This is a genomic window from Actinoplanes sp. NPDC024001 (assembly GCF_040638955.1).
Taxonomy (GTDB): Bacteria; Actinomycetota; Actinomycetes; order Mycobacteriales; family Micromonosporaceae; genus Actinoplanes.
Window position 1 is genome coordinate 12,295 of the sequence record NZ_JBEZZB010000015.1, and the last position, 19,984, is coordinate 32,278.

Annotated in this window: 16 protein-coding genes; 12 read left to right on the forward strand and 4 right to left on the reverse strand. The window is 67.4% G+C overall.

Features of this window, described 5'->3' with window-relative positions:
• Positions 1–2,192 precede the first annotated feature (2,192 nt).
• A complete protein-coding gene (locus AB0F81_RS08315; RefSeq protein ID WP_360193149.1) occupies positions 2,193–2,966 on the reverse strand; it encodes a DUF881 domain-containing protein in 774 nt (257 codons plus the stop codon).
• 230 nt (positions 2,967–3,196) lie between these two features.
• On the opposite strand from AB0F81_RS08315, the gene AB0F81_RS08320 reads away from it, so the two are divergent.
• Both AB0F81_RS08320 and AB0F81_RS08325 read left to right on the forward strand, forming a co-directional pair.
• Positions 3,197–3,463: a cell division protein CrgA gene (locus AB0F81_RS08320; protein ID WP_360192956.1), complete on the forward strand. Its 267-nt coding sequence runs from the start codon at positions 3,197–3,199 to the stop codon at positions 3,461–3,463.
• Positions 3,464–3,642: 179 nt separating this feature from the next.
• The gene (locus AB0F81_RS08325; protein WP_360192959.1) at positions 3,643–5,796 is read left to right on the forward strand and encodes a (Fe-S)-binding protein; all 2,154 of its coding nucleotides are present in this window, start codon (positions 3,643–3,645) and stop codon (positions 5,794–5,796) included.
• A 50-nt stretch (positions 5,797–5,846) separates the two neighbouring features.
• Here AB0F81_RS08325 and AB0F81_RS08330 read toward each other — a convergent pair whose 3' ends face one another.
• Complete coding sequence (locus AB0F81_RS08330; RefSeq protein ID WP_360192962.1) at positions 5,847–6,554, reverse strand: GPP34 family phosphoprotein; 708 nt, start codon at positions 6,552–6,554, stop codon at positions 5,847–5,849.
• A gap of 86 nt (positions 6,555–6,640) precedes the next feature.
• Between AB0F81_RS08330 and AB0F81_RS08335 the strand changes: the two genes are divergently transcribed.
• The 7 genes from AB0F81_RS08335 (at position 6,641) to AB0F81_RS08365 (ending at position 14,907) form a co-directional block, all read left to right on the forward strand.
• A complete protein-coding gene (locus tag AB0F81_RS08335) occupies positions 6,641–7,975 on the forward strand; it encodes a hemolysin family protein (RefSeq protein WP_360192965.1) in 1,335 nt (444 codons plus the stop codon).
• On the forward strand, positions 7,968–9,008 hold the full coding sequence (locus AB0F81_RS08340) for a hemolysin family protein (protein ID WP_360192968.1): 1,041 nt from the start codon (positions 7,968–7,970) through the stop codon (positions 9,006–9,008). Before AB0F81_RS08335 ends, AB0F81_RS08340 begins: the two co-directional genes overlap by 8 nt.
• 67 nt (positions 9,009–9,075) lie before the next feature.
• On the forward strand, positions 9,076–9,966 hold the full coding sequence (locus AB0F81_RS08345; RefSeq protein ID WP_360192970.1) for a hypothetical protein: 891 nt from the start codon (positions 9,076–9,078) through the stop codon (positions 9,964–9,966).
• 162 nt (positions 9,967–10,128) lie between these two features.
• Positions 10,129–10,260 carry a hypothetical protein gene (locus AB0F81_RS08350; RefSeq protein ID WP_360192973.1) on the forward strand — a complete coding sequence of 44 codons (132 nt, stop codon included), beginning with the start codon at positions 10,129–10,131 and terminating at the stop codon, positions 10,258–10,260.
• Positions 10,261–11,617: 1,357 nt separating this feature from the next.
• Positions 11,618–13,213, forward strand: coding sequence for a hypothetical protein (locus tag AB0F81_RS08355; protein ID WP_360192976.1), 1,596 nt, complete (start codon positions 11,618–11,620; stop codon positions 13,211–13,213).
• A gap of 321 nt (positions 13,214–13,534) precedes the next feature.
• Positions 13,535–14,401, forward strand: coding sequence for a hypothetical protein (locus AB0F81_RS08360; RefSeq protein WP_360192979.1), 867 nt, complete (start codon positions 13,535–13,537; stop codon positions 14,399–14,401).
• A 275-nt stretch (positions 14,402–14,676) separates the two neighbouring features.
• Positions 14,677–14,907, forward strand: coding sequence for a GntR family transcriptional regulator (locus AB0F81_RS08365; RefSeq protein WP_360192982.1), 231 nt, complete (start codon positions 14,677–14,679; stop codon positions 14,905–14,907).
• A 15-nt stretch (positions 14,908–14,922) separates the two neighbouring features.
• On the opposite strand, the gene AB0F81_RS08370 is transcribed toward AB0F81_RS08365, so the two are convergent.
• Both AB0F81_RS08370 and AB0F81_RS08375 read right to left on the reverse strand, forming a co-directional pair.
• Positions 14,923–15,441, reverse strand: a complete 519-nt coding sequence (locus AB0F81_RS08370) for a GNAT family N-acetyltransferase (protein WP_360192985.1) — start codon at positions 15,439–15,441, stop codon at positions 14,923–14,925.
• Positions 15,438–16,217 (reverse strand): GntR family transcriptional regulator, encoded by a 780-nt coding sequence (locus AB0F81_RS08375; RefSeq protein ID WP_360192988.1) that lies wholly within the window; start codon positions 16,215–16,217, stop codon positions 15,438–15,440. Before AB0F81_RS08375 ends, AB0F81_RS08370 begins: the two co-directional genes overlap by 4 nt.
• A 209-nt stretch (positions 16,218–16,426) precedes the next feature.
• On the opposite strand from AB0F81_RS08375, the gene AB0F81_RS08380 reads away from it, so the two are divergent.
• From AB0F81_RS08380 to AB0F81_RS08390, 3 genes are all read left to right on the forward strand, one after another.
• Positions 16,427–16,672: a DUF6284 family protein gene (locus AB0F81_RS08380; protein WP_360192991.1), complete on the forward strand. Its 246-nt coding sequence runs from the start codon at positions 16,427–16,429 to the stop codon at positions 16,670–16,672.
• Positions 16,672–17,415, forward strand: coding sequence for an ABC transporter permease (locus AB0F81_RS08385; RefSeq protein WP_360192994.1), 744 nt, complete (start codon positions 16,672–16,674; stop codon positions 17,413–17,415). Before AB0F81_RS08380 ends, AB0F81_RS08385 begins: the two co-directional genes overlap by 1 nt.
• 294 nt (positions 17,416–17,709) lie before the next feature.
• The gene (locus AB0F81_RS08390) at positions 17,710–19,884 is read left to right on the forward strand and encodes a cell division protein FtsK (protein ID WP_360193152.1); all 2,175 of its coding nucleotides are present in this window, start codon (positions 17,710–17,712) and stop codon (positions 19,882–19,884) included.
• Positions 19,885–19,984 lie beyond the last annotated feature (100 nt).

Here is a 19,984-nt window from a genome sequence, read left to right on the forward strand (position 1 = left end):
CGTGCCGGTGGGCACGGTGGGCAAAATTCCGGTCGGAGCATCGATCGTACGAAGGACGGCGGTCGCGCTGGGATCCCGCGGCGGAACGCTCCCGGCAGGGTCACCCGGCGTGGGCTGCCCGCCCGCCGCCCAGTCGCCGCCGGGCGATCCCGGCGTGCGCTGCCCACCTGCCGCCCAGTCGCTGGCCGGTGATCCGGGCGTGGGCTGCCCGTTCGCTGCCCAGTTACTAGCTGGTGATCCGGGCGGAGGCTGCCCGGCCGCCGCCCAGTCGCTGGCTGGTGATCCCGGCGTGGGCTGCTCGCCTGCCGCCCAGCTACCGCCCGGTGATCCGGGCGTGGGCTGTCCGGGTGGTGATCCGGGAGCAGGGTTGCCGGCCGCCCAGCTGCCGGCTGGTGAGCCAGGCGCAGGATGACTCCCCGGTGATCCGGGAGTGGGGTTGCCGGCTGCCGCCCAACTGCTGGCCGGTGAGCCTGGAGCGGGCTGGCTGACCGGTGCTCCGGGAGTCGGGCTGCCGGTCGCCCAACCTCCGGCCGGTGCACCAGCTGTGGCCGGGGTGGCATGCCCGGGCGCCCGGCCGTCTGCCGGTGACCAGGGAGCAGTCGTCTGCCCGGCGGGAAGCCAGGATTGTGTGCTGTCTTCGGCCTGCCACCTCGCCGGGGCGCGACCCGGCGCCATGTCGTCCGCAGCCGCGCTCGAATCGGCCTGCCACCTGGCGCCACCCGGACCTGATGCCGTGTCGGCTCCGGCCGGATCAGCCTGCCACCTCGCGGCGGCGCCCTGGCCCGGTGCCATGTCGGCTCCGGCGGGGTCGGCCTGCCACCTCGCGGGGACGTTGCCCTGGCCGGATGCCATGCCGGCTGCGGCTGCGGCTCCGGCCGGGTCGGCCTGCCACCCGGCGGCGGCGCCCTGGCCCGGCACCGCGTCATCCCGGCGCCGCCTGCCCGCAGGGCTCTCCCAGCCGCTGCCGCCCGATGGCGTCTGTTCCCTGCCGGCCGCGCCCGGAGCTGCCTCCTGGCGGTCCCAGCCGCCCGGGGACGGGTTCGCGTTGTTCAGCGGGCCGGCCGCGCTGGAGGTGTCGTTCCAGCCGCGAGGTCCACCCGCCGGGTTCGGCCGAATGCCGGCCCCGAACGGATCCGCAGTGCCAGCCGGCGGCCATGCGGCACCGCCCGGCCTCGGCTCATCCGGCGTAGACGGCCATCCGCGACCGCGCCGCGCCGCGTCGGCCGGCTCCGCGCCGCTGTCCGCCGCATTCGAAGCCCAGTCCGACGTCGTCCCCGCCGATCCCGATCGAGCCCGCCAGGCACTCTCACCAGCCGGAACGGCCGGTTCCGCGTGCGCGGCCGCACCCGAAGCCAGGAACGGCCTTCCGGCCTGGCGCCCATCCGGACGTGCCGACGGTGCGGAGAATTCGCCGCCCGGACCCGCCGGCGGTGCGGAGAATTCGCCGCCCGGACCCGCCGGCGGTGCGGAGAATTCGCCGCCCGGACCTGCCGGCGGTGCGGAGAATACGCCGCCCGGGCCAGCCGGAGGCACCGGGCCGTCGGGGCCAGCGGACGATGCGGGGAAGGTGCTGCTACTCGGGCTGGCCCGTCGCGCGACGAACGCGCCGCCCGGAGCGGCCGACGATGCGGAGGCGGCGCCACCAGCCAGATCGGCCGGCGGCGCGGAGAACGAGCCACCGCCCGGACCTGCTGGAGGCGCGGTGAACGCGCCACCCGGACCTGCTGGAGGCGCGGGGAACGCGCCACCGGGGGCGGCGGGCTGTTCCGGGAACGCGGCGCCCGAGGCGGCCGGCTGCGAGGGCGTGGCCGCGCTCCGTACCGGAAAGGGCTGTTCGCCGGCCGGGGAGGGCTGGCCGGCCGGGGACGGCTGGTCGCCGGCCGGGAAGAAATCGCCCTCGGTGGGCTGGGCTGCCGGCCGAAGTGATCGCCGGCGGGCGGCAGCCGCCGCGGCGCGCACCTCGTCCTGTCCGATTTCGATACCGCCGGGCGCGGCTCGATCGGCGGCCGGCGGCCGGCTGGGGCGTGGTTCGACGTTGCCGCCCAGGCCGACCGGGGGCGACAGCGGCCCGCCCGGCACGCCGTCGGGCGAGGTGTCGGAGATGCGGGGGATGAAAGCGGTCTGGGCGTCGGCGTCGGGAGCGCGATGGCGACCCTTGCCGGACGGGCTGACCGGCTGATCCGGGGGAACGCTCACTGGGCGGCCTGCGCCGATCGGAGGTCGGTCGATCCGTCGTACGCCCGCACTGTCACGTTTTTCTCCACCTTTTCCGCGTAACCGAGCCCGAAGTCGGCGACGGCCTCCCGGAACTGCCTGACTCCCTCTGACGAGTCCAACGCTCGACCCATGGCGGTGGGTTCGCCAATCGCGGTGATCTTGAAGGGTGGTGAGAAGACCTGGCCGTGAAGGAGCAGCGTGTTGCCGACACAGCGTACCGCGCTCGTGGAGATCACCCGGATATCCATGATCGTCATAGCCTCGGCCCCACCTGCCCAGAGAGCGTTGACAACGGCCTGAACATCGCCCTGGTGGACGACCAGATCGTCATTGTCCGGCGCGTTGTCGCCGAAGTCGGTGCCCCGCCTCGGCGAGTCGTTCAGAGTCACCGTGAGCCCGGGGCCGCGCAGCGCGGTGAAGCCGGCCGGCTCGCGCATCGCGTCCGCGTTCTCCCGGGCGATCTTGGTCGGCTCGTCCACCTCGGCCAGGTGCGCCGTCTCCTTGTCGACGTCGGCCAGCAGGTCGGCGGCCCGTTTCTCGCTCTCCGCGAGGCGCTCGCGCTTCTCGGTGATCAGTTGCGCCAGTTGCGGCCGCCGGTCGTCGCGCAGTGCCGTACCGTCGGCGGTTGTCGCGGAGGTGGTGAAGAGCAGACCCGCCGCCAGCGCGATCAGCGGGACCCCCGCTGACCAGATCGATCTGCGCTGGTCGCGGCGTGGCCGAAGGCCGCGTGCGGCCCGGCGCAGGACCAGCCGCCAGGGGGCCCCACGGGCGCCGTCGTCCACGTCTCCTCCCCCGAGAAATGCCACCCAGCCTCCTCAAGACCCGGCGCCGAGGTATTTTCCTGCCCCGGCGGGTGCCTGTGTCTGCCTCGCCTTGACTACGCTAGCTGTCGAACAGTATTCGCCACGGGCAGCATTCGGGGATCCCGGAGCCGCTCAGCGGTGGGTTGTTCACCACTTGTTGCCCTCAGGAGATCTCCGTGCCGAAGTCACAGGTTCGCAAGAAGAAGGTCTACACCCCGCCGTCGGACATCAGCCCGGCGGTGACGGCGGCTGCGTCCAAGAAGCCGAGTCCGGTCTGGTTGCCATTCACCGCGGTGAGCCTGATCGTCATCGGCATCGCCTGGCTGGTCGTGTACTACCTGTCGTCACAGCAGTGGCCGGTGGAGAGCTGGGGTTATTGGAACCTCGCGATCGGCTTCGGCTGCATGGTGGCCTCGCTGGGTCTCCTGTCCCGCTGGCGTTGACGTTTCGCGTCTCCGCTTTACTGCGGATTCGTGAAAATCATCGAAAGTGAGCGCACCCCCGCCCGGCGTGGGGTGCGCTTTCGCCTGAGGGGCTGCACTCCTTGACCTGTGGTGCGCGCCCGTCTATTACTCGTGGGTAACATGGGTGGCGCACCGCCGACCGAGGAGGCACAACGCAGATGGACATCGCGCAGATCGTCGCCACCGCATTAGCGGCGGCCATCACGGTGGTGGCCGTCTACCTCGCCGTGCGCGCCGTGCTGACCATCACCGCCGTGATCCGGCAGGGTCAGCCCGACCCGGCGCGCTTCGCCGACCCGAAGACCCGGACCAAGACGATGCTGGTGGAGACCGTCGGTCACACCAGGATGCTCAAGTGGAGCGCGATCGGCGCGGCCCACTGGCTGGTGATGGTCTCGTTCGTCATCCTGTCGCTGCTGGTCCTCGAGGCGTATTTCGAGGTGGTGGACCCGAACCTGGGCCTGCCGATCATCGGGCACTGGGTGGTTTTCGGCCTGGTCACCGAGTGGATCGGCATCCTCGGCATGATCGGCATCCTCTACCTGGTCTTCGTCCGCCAGCGGCAGAAGCCGGGCGCGGTGAAGCGGAGCCGGTTCCTCGGCTCGACCATGTGGCAGGCGTACTTCGTCGAGGCCGTCATCGTCGGCGTGCTGATCTTCGGCTTCCTGATCCGGGGCTTCAAGGTCGCCACCGACCACTTCGAGTACCCGGTGTGGGCCGCCCCGCTCAGCCACGCGATCGGCTCCGTGCTGCCGGCCTGGGAGGACGGCGCCACCTGGGCCGCCCTCGTCAAAATCATCATTTCGATGACCTGGCTGATCACCATCTCGCTGAACCCGACGATGGGTGTCGCCTGGCACCGGTTCCTGGCGTTCTTCAACATCTACTTCAAGCGCAGCCCGGAGAAGCCGGCCGGTTCCGGTCTCGGCGCGCTGAAGCCGATGATGAGCGAGGGCAAGCCGCTCGACTTCGAGGAGGCCGACCCGGAGAAGGACCTGTTCGGCGTCAACCAGGTCGAGCAGTTCACCTGGAAGGGCCTGCTCGACTTCTCCACCTGCACGGAGTGCGGTCGCTGCCAGTCGCAGTGCCCGGCGTGGAACACGGCCAAGCCGCTCTCGCCCAAGCTGCTGGTGCTGTCGCTGCGTGACCACGCGTACGCCAAGGCGCCCTACCTGCTGGCCGGCGGCGGCAAGGATCTGATGGGTGAGGAGAAGGCCACCGAGGCCCAGCTCGCCCACATGGACGTCCTGGCGCTCGCCGAGGGCAACCGCCCGCTGATCGGCGGCGTCGACGAGAACGGCGTCATCGACCCCGACGTGCTCTGGTCCTGCACCACCTGCGGCGCCTGCGTCGAGCAGTGCCCGGTCGACATCGAGCACATCGACCACATCGTCGACATGCGCCGTTATCAGGTGCTGATCGAGTCGAGCTTCCCTTCCGAGGCCGGCGTCATGCTGCGCAACCTGGAGAACAAGGGCAACCCGTGGGGCGCACCGCAGAACACCCGGGAGGACTGGACCAAGGGCCTGGACTTCGAGGTGCCGCGGGTCGGCGAGGTCGAGGACTTCGAATACTTGTTCTGGGTCGGCTGCGCCGGCGCCTTCGAGGACCGGGCGAAGAAGACCACCCGCGCGGTGGCCACGCTGCTCAACGAGGCCGGCGTCAAGTACGCGATCCTCGGTGAGGGCGAGACCTGCACCGGTGACCCGGCCCGCCGCATCGGCAACGAGTTCATCTTCCAGATGCTCGCCCAGCAGAACGTCGAGACGCTGACCGAGGCGCTCGGGGAGAACACCACGAAGAAGATCGTGGCGACCTGCCCGCACTGCTTCAACACCCTCGGCAACGAGTACGAGCAGCTCGGTCTCAAGGTCGAGGTGGTCCACCACACCCAGCTGCTGGCCCACCTGGTCGCCACCGGGAAGCTGACGCCGGTGCAGCCGGTCGACGGCGGTGTCACCTACCACGACCCCTGCTACCTGGGCCGGCACAACCGGGTCTTCGAGGCGCCCCGCGAGGTTCTCGGTTCGGCGATCGCCAACGAGGTCGTGGAGATGCCGCGCAACTCCGAGCGTTCCTTCTGCTGCGGCGCCGGTGGCGCCCGGATGTGGATGGAGGAGCGGATCGGCAAGCGGATCAACGTGGAGCGCACCGAGGAGGCCCTGGCCACCGGCGCGAAGACGATCGCCGTGGGCTGCCCGTTCTGCTACACGATGATCGGCGACGGGGTCACCGGTAAGGGCAAGCAGGAGGAGGTCGAGGTCGTCGACGTCGCCACGGTCCTGCTCCGGTCGCTCAAGCAGGAAGCTTAGGAAGCGTCGAGTCGATGGCCGGTCGTGATCACGACCGGCCATCGGCCGTTTCAGGAGCCGCCGCCACCCCCGCCACCGTCGCCTCCGCCGCCACCCCCACCGTCGCCGCCTCCGCTCCCGCCGTCGGCGACCACGGAGATGGTGACGGCCATCTGGACGATCTGGATGGTCTTGCGCACGGCCTCCCCGGCCCAGTCGCCCTCGGTGATCTCGGCGAGCCGAGCCTTGACCTGCTTACGGTCCAGGTCGGCGAAGAGCTTGCGGTCCATCCCGGTGGAAGCGACCAGTGCGCAGAGCGCTCCGGTACGCGGCTCCACCGGCCCACTGCGCAGGATCGCGCCCCGCATCCGCTGCAGCGCGTCGCTGCGGGCGGGCGGCTCCGTCCCGTACGCCGAGGGGTATCGCGTCCGCGGGAAGATCAGCAGGACCGTGCTCCGCTCGGCCCGCAGCACCTCGGCGGCGACCAACCGGTCCAGGACGGCCTTCCGGATGCCGCTGACGAACTTGCTCACCCAGTGCGAGGCCTTGCGCGGGCGGGAATCGTCACCGATCTTGATCAGCGCCTCGTCCACCACCGGGTCGCCGGTGGGGTCCCGATTGAGAATTACGACCTCTTTGTCGTCGATGTCAATTCGCTCATTCAGTGCGAGTTCCATCAGCACCGCGCCACCGAGCCCGTGATCCAGCCGGGTGGTGTCGATGATCCGCGCCCCGCGGTCGTCATGCGCCAGGAGTGCGAACTCTTCCAGCAGGCTCATCCCTTGACGGTAGAACCCCTTGTCATCGACACGGTTAGTGCCGGATGGTCCCGGTCCGGCACAATGAGGTCCGAGGTGAAGCGATCATGGACGGCCTGTTCCTGACCGCGGTGCTCCCACTGGCGGCATTCGCGCTGCTCACGGGTGGCAACGCGTTCTTTGTGGCCGCCGAGTTCGGGCTGGTCACCGTCGATCGGGCCGAGATCGACGCGCGGGCGGCATCCGGCGACCGCCGTGCCCGGACGGTCCGCAACGCGCTGCACGGCCTCTCCTTCCAGCTCTCCGGCGCCCAGCTCGGCATCACCCTCACCGCCCTGCTCACCGGTTACCTGGCCGAACCTGCGCTCTCCGAGCTCTTCACCCCGGTGGTGGAGCCGCTCGCCGGCTCGGCCACCGACACGGTCACGCACGTGTGCGCGCTCGTCGTGGCGACCCTGCTGTCGATGCTCTTCGGCGAGCTGGTGCCGAAGAACGCGGCGCTGGCCCGGCCGATGCGGGTCGCCCTGCTCACCGCCGCACCGCTGCGGGCCTTCTCCACCCTCTTCAAGTGGCTGATCGCGGCACTCAACGGCACCGCCAACTGGCTGGTCCGCCGGCTCGGCATCGAGCCGCAGGAGGAGCTGGCCAGCGCCCGCTCCCCGGAGGAGCTGGGCCTGCTCGCCGCGATCAGCGCCCGGGCGGGCGCGCTGCCCAACGAGACCGCGACGCTGCTGCGCCGCACCATCCGGTTCGGCGAGAAACGCGCGGCCAAGGCGATGACGCCGCGCGTCGACGTGGTCGGCCTCAAAACCACCGCGAGCGTCGCGGACCTGATCACGGTCGCGCGCGAGACCGGGCACACCCGATTTCCGGTGTACGAGAACACGCTCGACCACGTGACCGGCGTGGTGGGGGTGAACGAGGCGCTCGGCGTGCCGCTGGAGCGCCGGGCCGCGATCCGGGTCTCCGCCATGGCCCGGGAGCCGGTGTACGTACCGGAGAGCCTCAGCCTGGACAAGGTGCTGGCCGCCCTGCGCGCGGCCGACGCGGACCTGGCGATCGTGGTCGACGAGTACGGCGGCACCGACGGCGTGGTCACCGTCGAGGACCTGATCGAGGAACTGGTCGGTGAGATCGCCGACGAGTACGACACCGACGTCGGCGAAACCGGCAGCCAGGAGCTGACCGCGCCCGGCGGCGAGAAGACCTTCCTGGTCGACGGCCTGCTCCGGGAGGACGAGGTGCTGGAGCAGACCGGTTTCCAGCTGCCCGAGGGCCCGTACGAGACGCTGGCCGGCTTCCTGCTCGCCCGGCTCGGCCACATCCCGGTGGTCGGTGAGTCGCTGGAGGAGCACGGCTGGGAGTTCACCGTGATGGAGGTGGACCGGCACCGTATCGAGCAGGTGCGTGTGGTCGCCCCGCCGGAGCCTGCCGATGACTGAGCTGCTGTTCGTCGCGGTTCTGCTGATCGGGAACGGTCTGTTCGTGGGCGGCGAGTTCGCGCTGATCGCGTCCCGGCGTACCGCGCTGGAACCGCTCGCCGAGACGTCGAAGGCGGCCCGCTGGGCGCTCTCCGCGATGAGCCAGATCCCGCTGATGATCGCCGGCGCCCAGCTCGGCATCACGATCTGCACGCTGGTGCTCGGCGCGATCGCCGAGCCGACGATCGCGCACCTGCTGGAGGGCCCGTTCGCGGCCACCGAGCTGCCGGCCAACCTGGTGCACCCGGTCGCCTTCGTGATCGCGCTGATGATCGTGACGTTCCTGCACACGGTGATCGGCGAGATGGTGCCGAAGAACATCACGCTGGCCGGCCCGGAACGGTCCGCGCTCTACCTCGGCCCGTTCATGCTGGCCTTCTGCACGGCGACGAAACCGCTGCTGACCGCGATGCGCTGGGCCTCCCGGAACATCCTCAAGCTCTGGAAGATCGAGACGACCGACGCGGTGAAGACGGTTTTCACCGCCGAGGAGCTGGCCGGCATGGTCACCCAGGCCCGCAGCGAGGGCCTGCTCGGTTCCGAACAGTACGCGCGGATCCACGCCGCCCTCGGCCTGAACAGCCGGACCGCCGCTGACACGCTGCTGCCCTGGTCGCGGGTGACCACGGTGGCTGCCGACGTGTCGCCGGCGACCCTGGAGGCGGTGGCGACCCGCAGCGGCCGCTCGCGCTTCCCGGTGGTGCAGCGGGACACCCGGCGGGTGCTGGGCTTCGTGCACGTCAAGGACGTGCTGGGGTACGCGGCGACGCAGCGCCGGTTGCCGATCCCGGCCGAGGTGATCCGCCCGCTGGCCGTGGTCGCGCCGGAACGGAGTCTCGCCGACCTGCTGCTGACGATGCGGCGGGACCGGCTGCACATCGTGCTGGTCAGCGACGGGCGGCGGCCGCTCGGTGTGATCACTTTGGACGATGTGCTGCACGCGGTGGTCGGGGAGCCGGCCGGGGCGGCCCATCCGGTGACGCGGAGCCGCTGACGCATTTCCGTCATAATGGCGCGGAGTTTCCATTTGCCGACTAAGCGGCAATATGGACAATAGCCCCATGTTCCACTCTCGGCGGCGTGCCGTACCGCTCGGTGCCCTGTCTGCAACGCTCGCTCTGGTCGGCGCTCTCGCCGTCACCCACCACGCCCACGCCGGCCGCACCCCACCGGCCGGCGGCGTGCTCGACAATATCGGCGATCTTCCCGCGCCGGTCCCGCCCGGGCGGATCCGCGTGGCCGAGGCGCCGCTGACCCTCCGCTACACCTTCGACCACGGCGTCGGCCGGCCGATCGCCGACGTGACCGGGCGCTACCGCCTCTGGCCGGTGGGTCAGAACGGTGGGCTGCTCCGTCTCGTACCCCAGCGCGGCGGCCTGGCCGTCGCCTACCCCGACCGGTGCTCGCTGCCCCGCGAGCGCGACTGCCCGCGGGCCATCCTGGAGGGCGTCCGCGACGACTCCCTCAATCCCGGCCGCCGCCCACTCCGCTACGGCGCGTCGATCATGATGACCCACGCCGACCTGGCCGACGGCGCGAACGTCCTCCAAAAGGGATACTCCGTCGGCGGCGTAAGCCAGTTCAAGCTCCAGGTCGACCACCGGCAGGGCCATCCGAGCTGCGTGATCGCCGGCCAGCGGGCCCGAATCTACCGCGCCGAACCCCTCATCGACGTAGCCGACGGCATGTGGCACGACCTGGAGTGCCGCCGCACCCCCAACCGCCTAATCATGATTGTTGACGGCCTGCCTCGCGCCTGGGTGCCGGTCCCCCCGATGCTCTCCATCGCCAACGCCGAACCCCTGCGCGTCGGCGGCAAGGGCCCCGGCCGAGGCAACGACCAGTTCGCCGGCGCGATCGACGACGTCTTCCTCAGCATCGGCGAGCTGCCCCAGGTCAGGACCGGTGCCACCGCTGGTCCGGTCAACGACGGACCGTCACCCTGCTGCTGATCGCGGCCGTCCCGGTAACCGGCCTTCACCGCGATCACCGTGACGGTCAGCTTCTTGTTCCGCATCGACTTGGTGAGCTTCAGCTTCGCCTTCGTCGCACCGCGGATCAGCTTGCCGTTGATGCGCCACTCGTACCGGTAGGAATCCGCCTTCATCGACCACGTGCCGACGGTGGCGCGCACCGTCCGGCCTACCTTCGCCTTGCCGGTGATCTTCGACTTCCTGGTCGCTGTCGCGGCCTTGCCCTTGGCGACCGCGGCAGACGCGGCGGACGCCGCGGTTCCGGCCGGATGACCGGCGCGCTTCGCAGTCACACGCACGCTCAGGCGCTTCCCGGCCATGCTCGCCGGGATCGCGTACGCCGATCCGGTCCAGCTGCTCCACAACGTCGAGCCCCAGACCGCCGCACCGACCGGCTCCCGCTCGGCCAGCACGACGCCGTTGGTGCCTGGTGGCGCCGGTCCGGTAATCCGTCCACAGCAGCCGCTCGTCACCCTCCTGCAACCACAGAAAGCCGGTCCCGCCCGCGTTGAGGATCATGATGGCCCGCGGCACCGCACGAGCCGCCGCCGGCAGCACCAGTTCCCCCGACGCCACAGCGACCCGCTCCATCGGCGACCCCGCTGCCACCGCCGGCGTCACGTTCTAAGCGAGCCCGATGGCAGCCGCCACAGCGACCCCGACGGTGATGTGCGAGCCGCTGACCGCCACTGCGTCCTCCCTCAGGCGTGCAACGCAGCGACGAAACGGCCCCGTCCCCACCCATGCGCGGCGCAGACAGTAGCCCTCTTGTCGATCAACCTAAATAGCCTGGCGCTGTCCCCAGCCAGTAACCCGAGAGGCCCGGTTCGCCGGTGGCCAGCCGGCACCCACTCGCGAAGGGCGCCCACCCTAGCCGTTGGGCAGCCGGCACCGACTCGCGAAGGGCACCCACCGTAGCCGTTGGGCAGCCGGCACCGACTTGCGAAGGGCGCCCACCCTAGCCGTTGGGGCAGCCGGCGCCGACTCGCGAAGGGCGCCCACCGTAACGCGGGGTCTGGGGGCTCGGCCCCCAGGCAAAAATGCGAGAGAGGCCCGGTCCGCGAACTCCGCGGACACAGGCCTCCTCCGAACGAGCGGGTGACGGGAATCGAACCCGCACTGTCAGCTTGGGAACCGTACAAGGTCATCGATGTGTTGAACGCCGATGCAGATCGAACCTGTGTCGAGTGGCCTGGAGTGACCTCTCGTGGCCTCCCCGAATGGCACGCTAATGGCACGCGCCGGCGACCCCCGCTCAGCGCGGAAGGAAGGCGGAGGCAAGCCATGCTGTCACGTCGGCCGGCGCGCTGTCGCCCCTACGGAGGAGGAGGTCGCGGGGAGCTACAGATGATGATGGATGCTCGTCCTCCCGGACCGCGTAGAACTCGACGACCACCGATTTCCGGGCTTGAGCGTTGTGCGGCGCTGAGCTGCCGAAAGATGAGTTACAACGCTGACGATGTCGTCCTACGTCGCAGCGCACGATAGATCTTGTACTGGCACGGGATCGTGGGCTGACGGCTGAGCAGTCGCCCGGCTGCCATGAACCATCATGAATGGTCACCTGATGAGGTCGTATAGTGACACTGGGCCGTGTTGATGTGCTGGGCAGACGAGGGGGATATCGAAGGTGCCGGAGTCGCTTCTCAGTGATCGTCATTTCATCAGTGCCGTCAGTAACATAAAGCCTCGATCCGAGCGGCAACGTGATGTTGCCGTATTGCAGCGGACTTATGTAGAGACCGGCGTCTTCCCGCAGCTGAATAATACTAATAACCAGATCCTTTATGGCCGTCGCGGAACTGGGAAATCTCACGTCTTGCGCATTCTGGAGCTTGAAGCCGCTAGCCGCGAGCGTGCTGCCTCCCTCTATATTGATGTGCGAACCATCGGTAGCGCCCACCTTATGACTGATGACAGTCAGCCGCTGGTTATTCGCTGCGTGGGTGTTTTTAAAGACATTCTAGGGCTTGTGCAATCGGAATTGTTGGACTTCGCAACCGATCCGAGTCATGACGGTTCAGGTTTGGAAGAGGTCAGCACCCTTGCTGACATTATTCAATCGCGAACTGTTAGTGTCGCGAGTGCCGAGTTTGAGGACTCCACCCAAGATAAAGTCGGATCTACATCCAAGGTTGGGGCGAGGGTATCGCAAAATCCCCGTGCTACAGCTGAAGCGGGCAAAACTAATGAGCGAACGACTGGTAGCAAGGTAAAATTCACTGAGGTTTACCGTGAAACCGTAGTTTTCGCTGAAATCGGAAATTTCCTCGACAAGGCCCTAGAGGCGCTCGGGATCGAGGATCTATTCATTCTTATCGACGAGTGGACCGCTATCCCCCCGGACGTCCAGCCGTATGTTGCCGAGTTCATCAAGCGCACGTTCTTCCCGTGCAATCGAGTCGTGGTTAAGATCGCTTCGCTTGAATATCGGTCGAATTTCACCATTGGCGTGGACAGGGGAAACCCGACTGGCTTTGAGTTGGGGAGCGATATTAGCGCGAACCTGGACCTCGACGACTACTACGTTTATGACCGCAACCCAACGAATGTAGTCAGCATATTCTTGGAGCTGCTGTTTAAGCACGTAGAAGCGGAACTCCCGCCAGGCATGCTTTCGGCGAATGGCATCGAGGCGCCAGTCAACCTCCGCGCACGGCTATTCACCGAGCCCGAGACATTCGTTGAGCTGGTTCGAGCGGGCGAGGGCGTAGTTCGCGACTTTTTGGGAATCTTCTCGCAAGCCTTCTTCCGGGCGCAGCGAGAGGGGCGGCAGAAGATCGACCGATCGTCGGTCGAGGAAGCCGCGCGTGACTGGTTTGAGACTGACAAGTCGACCACTCTCTCGCCTGAACTGCGAAAGGCGCTGAACACGATCGTTAGTGACGTGATCGGGACGCGCCAGACCACTATGTTCATGTTGGCTCGTGAGCACAGCGACAATCCGGTTATCCAGTCCTTGTTTGATCAGCGGTTGATTCACCTTATCTCGCGTGGTTACAGTGATAAGGAGAATCCGGGATTGCGATACAACATTTATTCTTTGGACTACGGTACGTATGTAGATTTGAAGCGAACCAAGGCAGAGCCTGATCGGTTCACGCTCTTCGATGACTTGGATGTCGATATAATCGAAGGAGCTGACGAAGCGAAGGATCGTGTCGTTCCATTCGCCGACAAGCGGAGCATTCGACGAGTGATCCTGACGCCGACGGCACTCGATTAACCTCCGTGCACCCCAACCTGGGCGCCAGCTTAAGGTGCGAAAGATGAAACCCGGTGCAATATGCCTGCTCCGGGCCTTCATCTCGACTACTGGCAAGCGGTGTAATTGTGGTAGCTCGCCTCGTTATCGAAGGTTTCCTGGTGCCAACCGAGGCGTGCCCTAAAACAACAGCGCCGACCATCGTTCCCGCAGTCTCACCTGCGCCTTCGCAAGACTTGCTAAGGCAATCCCTCGCGAGATGCTTCCGTGTGGCCCGCGCGATCCCTTCCGCAGGTTGCACTCATGCCCGCCTTGTCATACCCATAGGTCATCCTGATACGCATGAGTTCCTACGTCGCGAACAAGGTCTACAACCGGGCTGAGATCCACGCTGCCGCCAAGCAAGCTGGCTTGAAGCCGGGGAATGACACTGCTGGCATCACCGTCGTGGGCACTGAGCTCTGCGTGTTCTGGAATCCCTACCGTGGCCTCTACGCCAACCGCTGGATCAAGGAGCCGGACGAGTTCATCTACTCCGGTGAGGGTAGCTCCGGCCCGATGCGCGACACCGCTGGTAATCGACGGCTCAAGGACTGTCACGGCGATGGAACTCCGGTACCTGTGTTCTACAAGGTGCAGAAGACCGGGTCGCATTGGCTCTGCCTTGGCGAATTTACGGTTATGGAGGTCATCGCCGGGGTTAGCCGTGGCACGGACAAGGTTCTGCGGGACGACATCCGCTTTCGCTTCCAGAGGATCGCGCAGGAGGAGATCTCGCAGCCCCTGCCTGACCTCCCGGAGCCTTCACCGCCGCCGGCGCCGACCGAAGACGAACTCTGGGCCTTGGTTGAGGCACGTGCCAAGAAGACGGCGGGCAAGAGGAAGCGTGCGACGAAGACGAGCCGCGACCGGCGAGTTTCGGATCCGTTGCTGACGGCCTACGTCATCCAGCGCGCAATCGACAACGGCGGCACGTGCGAGTTGTGTGGGGTGGAACCCGGGTGGTTTGACGACTTTGGTCGTCCGCACTTCCAGGCGCATCACATCGATCCTGACATCGATCTGGTGGACTGGATTGCTGCGGTTTGCGGCACCTGCCACGACCGGCTTCACCATGGAAGCGACCGTCTGGATCGGGCGGTAGGCCTGCGCGCAACCGTGCGTGCGCTGCAAGTTGCTGCTGGTCGAGCAGTCTTCGATCCGGAGTGATTGAGCAGTTATGCCCGCTCATCGAGCGGGCGCCTCAGAGCGGTGCGTGTGTTTCCGTACGTGCCGCGTAAGGTTCGCAAAGGCGAAGGCCCGGAGCACTATGCCTGCTCCGGGCCTTCGTCTCGACCACGGGTGACCGGTATCCGATCGCCGCGCTGTCTGGGCCGCCTAAGCGCCAACCAAGGAGACCCACCGCCAACCTGCCATAGCAAGCGTTGGCTAGTCAATGGCTAGCTATCGGTGATCTACTCGGGTAGCCAACCGAGGAGAGCATCGTGCCGCCGCGTTACCGATACGAAGAGATCGCCGATGATCTGCAAAAGCGGATCGAGGACGGAGAGTTTCCGCCGGGTTCTCGCTTGCCGAGCCGTCGGGAGTTGACCTCGCACTACGAGGTGACTGCTCCGGTCATCGACCGTGCGATGCAGATTCTTAGAGTCAAGGGGATCACGGAAACGCTCGCAGGTGTAGGCGTGTACGTCCGCGACTCGCCAAGCGACTCCTAGCTCCGGACATCGGAGCTACCTGTGGGTGCGGACGGCCCGCTCAAAGAGAGCGCCAGAACCGCGATGAGGCAGACTGACGATCCGTACGAGGTCGAGGCCCTGCCGCATGTAGTACTCGTGCAAGGGCTTGTTGGTGCGCCACGCATCGAGCCGTAGCCGCTTCTTGCCGGCCCGCGCCGCTACCTCTTCGGCGTAGTCCAAGAGCCGGCCGCCGATGTTCTGCCCGGCCGCCGAGCGATCCACCATCATCCGGTGCACGTAGAGCGCGGATTCCGGTTCGTCGTCGCTCCAGAACTCCGGATCGGCGAAGTCGTCAACCGTGATGGTGCCGACGATGCCGTTCCGATTCTCGGCCACGAAGCATTCACCGCGCTCCACCGCCTGAGTGAGCTTGGCGCGCACCCGCTCAGCCGTGTTCGTCGCCCACTGGTTTGAGCCTTTCTCGGCAAGCCATTGCTGAGTTGCCTGGTACATGACCACGAGCGCATCAAGGTCGGCGGGGGAGGCCGCGCGGATGGTGAGGTCGTCTGTCATCGGTCGGCAGCGTTCATGCCGTTGCGTTCGTAGACGATGACGTGCCGGTCGCCTGGCAAGATGTTGACCACCACGCGGACAGGCGTCCCATCAGGGCAAACGCCTGTACAAATGTGGCAGGACACTGGCGTGCCCGGCGCCAACTTGAGCCGCTGGATCTCGTCCGGCGACGGCATCCGCACGTAAATCTCGTCCAGCAATCGCACCTGCGGGTAGCCGGCCTCGGCCAGGACCTCATTGGCGCCGCGCGCGATGTCGGCCGGCCGCATGATCTCGGTGTTCTGCACCATGGACAGCGGGAAGTAGCTGTCATTGGTGTTGAAGGGTTCGCCGTCTAGGTAGCGGACCCGCCGGCGTACGGCGGCGAGTTCGCCGTCACCCAGCTTGAGCCGCTTCTTGACGTCGGCTGGCGGATCGACGATCGAGACCTCGATGTCCTGCCTCGGCTCTCGACCCTCGGCCGAGTGCTCCATCATGAAGCGGTCCATTTCGGGCGTTTCGGGCTGCGGCCGGAACTCCTGTTGTGGCCGGTAAAACAGCGGCTGGCGATGCCGGACAAAGTATCCGCGCGGTGCCCGGGGCACGATCAGTCCCTCATTGACCAGGGCGGTCAACGCCTGGCGAACCGTGGCCCGAGCGACACCGTGCCGAGCGGTCAGCTCAGCCTCGGTCGGCAGTTGCGAGTCCGGCGCCAGCGTGCCATCCGTGATGCGCGCACGCAGCTCGTCTGCGATCTGGGCCCAGACGGGCCCTCTCCCTTGCCTGGTGGCGGCCATCCTCAACTCCTACGACGGGGCTTTGTCTAGACAGTTTAGGCATTGGTCTTGACATTCGCATCGACCGTTCGGCATATTCGGTTCTGCGCCACTGTCTAGACAGTATGTACCGTCTAGCCGATGGCGCTGCCGAGTGGCGTCTCGGCACGGAACGTCCTTATCCGCTGACCACTGCGCTACGCGCTGGTCAACCGTGTTGGAGGAAAGCCGTGAGCCTGCTTCACCGAGTACCTGACGAGCCGTCGGATGCCGAGCTGGACGCGATCGAGGCGGAGTGGCCGCTGATCGCCGCCGAGCTGGACCTGCTCGACGCGGAGATCTCGATCCTCAACGCCGACGACCGGGGCGGCCCCACCGTGCTGGACTGGCGTCGGCTGCGCCGAGCTGAGGCGCAGGTTACGCGGGTCGCCGTTGAGCTCGCGTCAACCGCCACCGTGCGGAAGGCGGTGGCCTGATGACCGCGACGATGACCACCCGTAGCGCGTATCCGCGCGCGGTCGCCGAGCTGCTTCCGCACGCTCGGGACCTTGCTGCCGAGCTGGGTACGCTGCCGAGCCGCAACAAGCTGATGACGACCTTCAACGTGGGTGCGAAGAAGGCCAACGAACTGCTGGTTGAGCTGACGACCTCTCCGGCTGACCCGCCGAGCGTGCCCGACGCGAATCCCTCATGTGGGCCGACTACGCGGGAGGTCTCACCGGCGGAGCAGGCCGTTGATCCGTCGGTCGTCGAGCTGGCCGCCATCACTGAGGCGGCACCGGGCACGGTCGCTGCGGTGCGTCGCCCGGTGACCTGGCCGGTGCTGGTTCTCTGCCTTCCCGCATTCGTGGCGGTGTGGGGTGGCTGGGTTGGCATGGGTGAGATGACAGGGTTCGGGCTGGTCAAGTTGCTGCCCGGTATCGCGGACGACTTCCTGATCAACTCCGCGATCACGCTGCCCATCGGCGTCGAGACGTACGCCGCGTACGCGCTCTACGTCTGGCTGTCGGGCCGAGTCAACGCCTCTGCGCAGAAGTTCGCGAAGTGGTCGGCGATCGGCTCGCTGCTGCTGGGCGGGATGGGACAGCTCACCTATCACCTGATGGTCACCGCTGGCTGGCAGACCGCCCCTTGGCCGATCACCGCGGCCGTCTCCTGCATCCCGGTGGCCGTGCTCGGCATGGGTGCCGGCCTTGCGCACCTGATGCACCGCCGGTAGCTACGCCCGGCGGCACAGCCCACAGGCCTGAGAAACCGTGCTGTGCCGCCGGCCCTCCGTCAGTCCCGCAAGACCAAGGGAGAGGTCTGTTCATGCTCTCGCACATCCCGTGTCCCGTCACCCGGACTGTCCGGTGAACGGCATCGTCCCGCCGGACACCGGCGACAGCCCCGACTCCTGCGCGAAACCGCTGACCAGCTACCCCGCGAACCTGGGCACGCCCGCCCGATCGGAGGCCCGTCCGTGAGCACCAACCCCAACGAAGAGTTCGACTGGACCAAGGCGGAGGCGGAGATGGCCGAGGCCGATGTTGTTGACCTGGACGCGGCCCGTGCCCGCCGGACCGGTGAGGCGGACTCGGACGCAAACCGGACCGAGACCAACGACATGGACGACGCCGAAGACGGCCCGGTGTTGGTGGACAGCCTCGCCGCGCAGCGTCGGCCGCGGTTCTCCCTCGCGGCGTTCCGCGACGCCGAGCGGGTGCCGATCGTCCCGTCCTGGCTCAAGTCGAGCGCGGAGTTCGGCAAGAACGCGGCATGGGCGTCCGGGTTCGGCCTGCACTCGCTCGCCTTCCACGGTGCCCGTACCCCGGCCTACGCCGCCAAGCTGCTGTGGCGGGCGCCGCGCGGATACGTGCGTCTGATGTCCGGCTACAACCGGTGGCTGTTCGACCTGGAAGGTGAGCCGGTGCGTCAGTCGGTCGTGCGGGCTGCGATCGACAAGCCGGAAGAAGCCAAGATGTATGACCGGCTGTCCAGCAAGCGTGACCGCCGGGTGCGCTGGCGTGGGTTGCTAACCGTGTTCGCGGTGCTCCCCGCGTTGATCGCGGTCGGTGTGGTGCTCGCGTTCTTCGTCCCGGATTGGGTGTACTACGCGGTCACCGTGGCGCTGATCGCGTTGTTCGGCTACCTCGGCACCCCAGCGGACAAGCCGCTGTTGGGCACGGCCGTGGTGCGCCACGACGCCGCGCCGCTGACCAGCGCGGAGGTGTTCACCGCCCTGGCGGCGCTGAACATCAAGGGGATCAACGACGCGATCCGCCGCGGCGATGACGGCAAGCGCTGGTTCCCCGCGCCGATTCAGCGGGAGAACGGTGTCGGCTGGCGCTGCGAGGTCGAGCTGCCGCGCGGCGTGGTCGCCTCGGCCGTGGTCGAGAAGCGCGAGGAATTGGCCGCCGCGCTGACTCGCCCGCTCGGCTGTGTGTGGCCTGAGGCCAACGCCGAGGTGCACCCCGGCCGGCTGGTGCTGTTCGTCGCCGATAAGGACATGTCCCGGGCCAAGCAGCGGCCGTTCCCGCTGTTGAAGTCCGGAACGGTGAACCTGTTCAAGGCTGCACCGTTCGGTACCGACCCGCGCGGTGCGCTGGTCACCATCACCCTGATGTACGCGTCGATGATCATCGGTTCGCTGCCGCGGTTCGGTAAGACGTTCGCGCTGCGGTTGGCGCTGCTGCTGGCCTGTCTGGATTTGCGGTCACAGATCCTGGCGTTCGATCTCAAGGGCACCGGTGACCTGTCGCCGCTGGAGCCGGTCAGTCACGCCTACCGGGCCGGCGATGACGAAGAGGACATCGAGTACGTGGTGACCGCGCTGCGGGAAATCCACACCGAGATGCGGCGGCGGACCAAGGTGATCCGGGACTTGCCGCGTGATCTGTGCCCGGAGAACAAGGTCACCGACGAGCTAGCCAGCAACAAGAAGCTCGGCCTGCATCCGATCGCGATTGGCATCGACGAGTGCCAGCGCGGGTTCGAGCACCCGAAGTACGGCGCGGAGATCGAGGAAATCTGCGAGGACCTGATCCGCCGCGGCCCGGCTGTCGCGATCTTCCTGCTGCTGGCTACCCAGCGCCCGGACGCCAAGAGCTTGCCGACGGGCATCTCCGCGAACGCGGTGCTGCGGTTCTGCCTCAAGGTCATGGGCCAGACCGAGAACGACATGGTGCTCGGCACGTCGATGTACAAGAACGGTATCCGGGCGACCATGTTCGCTCGCCGCGACAAAGGCATCGGCTACCTCGCCGGCGAGGGTGACGAGCCGGTCATCGTCAAGACGTTCGAGATCGACGGTCCGGCGGCCGAGGTGATCGTGGCCCGTGCCCGCGCAGGCCGGGAGCGGTACGGCAACATCACCGGCCACGCTGCCGGCGTCACCCTGGACACTACGGCGGTCCGGCGGGACACGATTCTGGAAGACGTGCTCGCGGTCATGGCCGAGGCCGAGCCGAAGCTGTGGTCAACCGTGATCGTCAAGCGGCTCGCCGCGCTCCGGGCGGATGTCTACGCCGGGTTCACCGCGGACCAGCTCCGCGAAGCGCTCAAGGTTCACAAGCTGTCCACGAAGCAGTGCTGGGGCGAGGACACCGACACCGGCGGGTCCGGTAACCGCAAGGGCTTTCACCGCGCCGACATCCTTACCGCACTCACCAAGCGTGACCGCGAGAACGGGAACGGCAAGACCACCTAGGCCAAGATTCGCCGCTAGGTCTAGCGGCCGTCCCCGCTAGACCTAGCGGCACCGCTAGCGCCCCAAACATTTCCTGATCAGCGCCCTAGCTCCTAGCGGC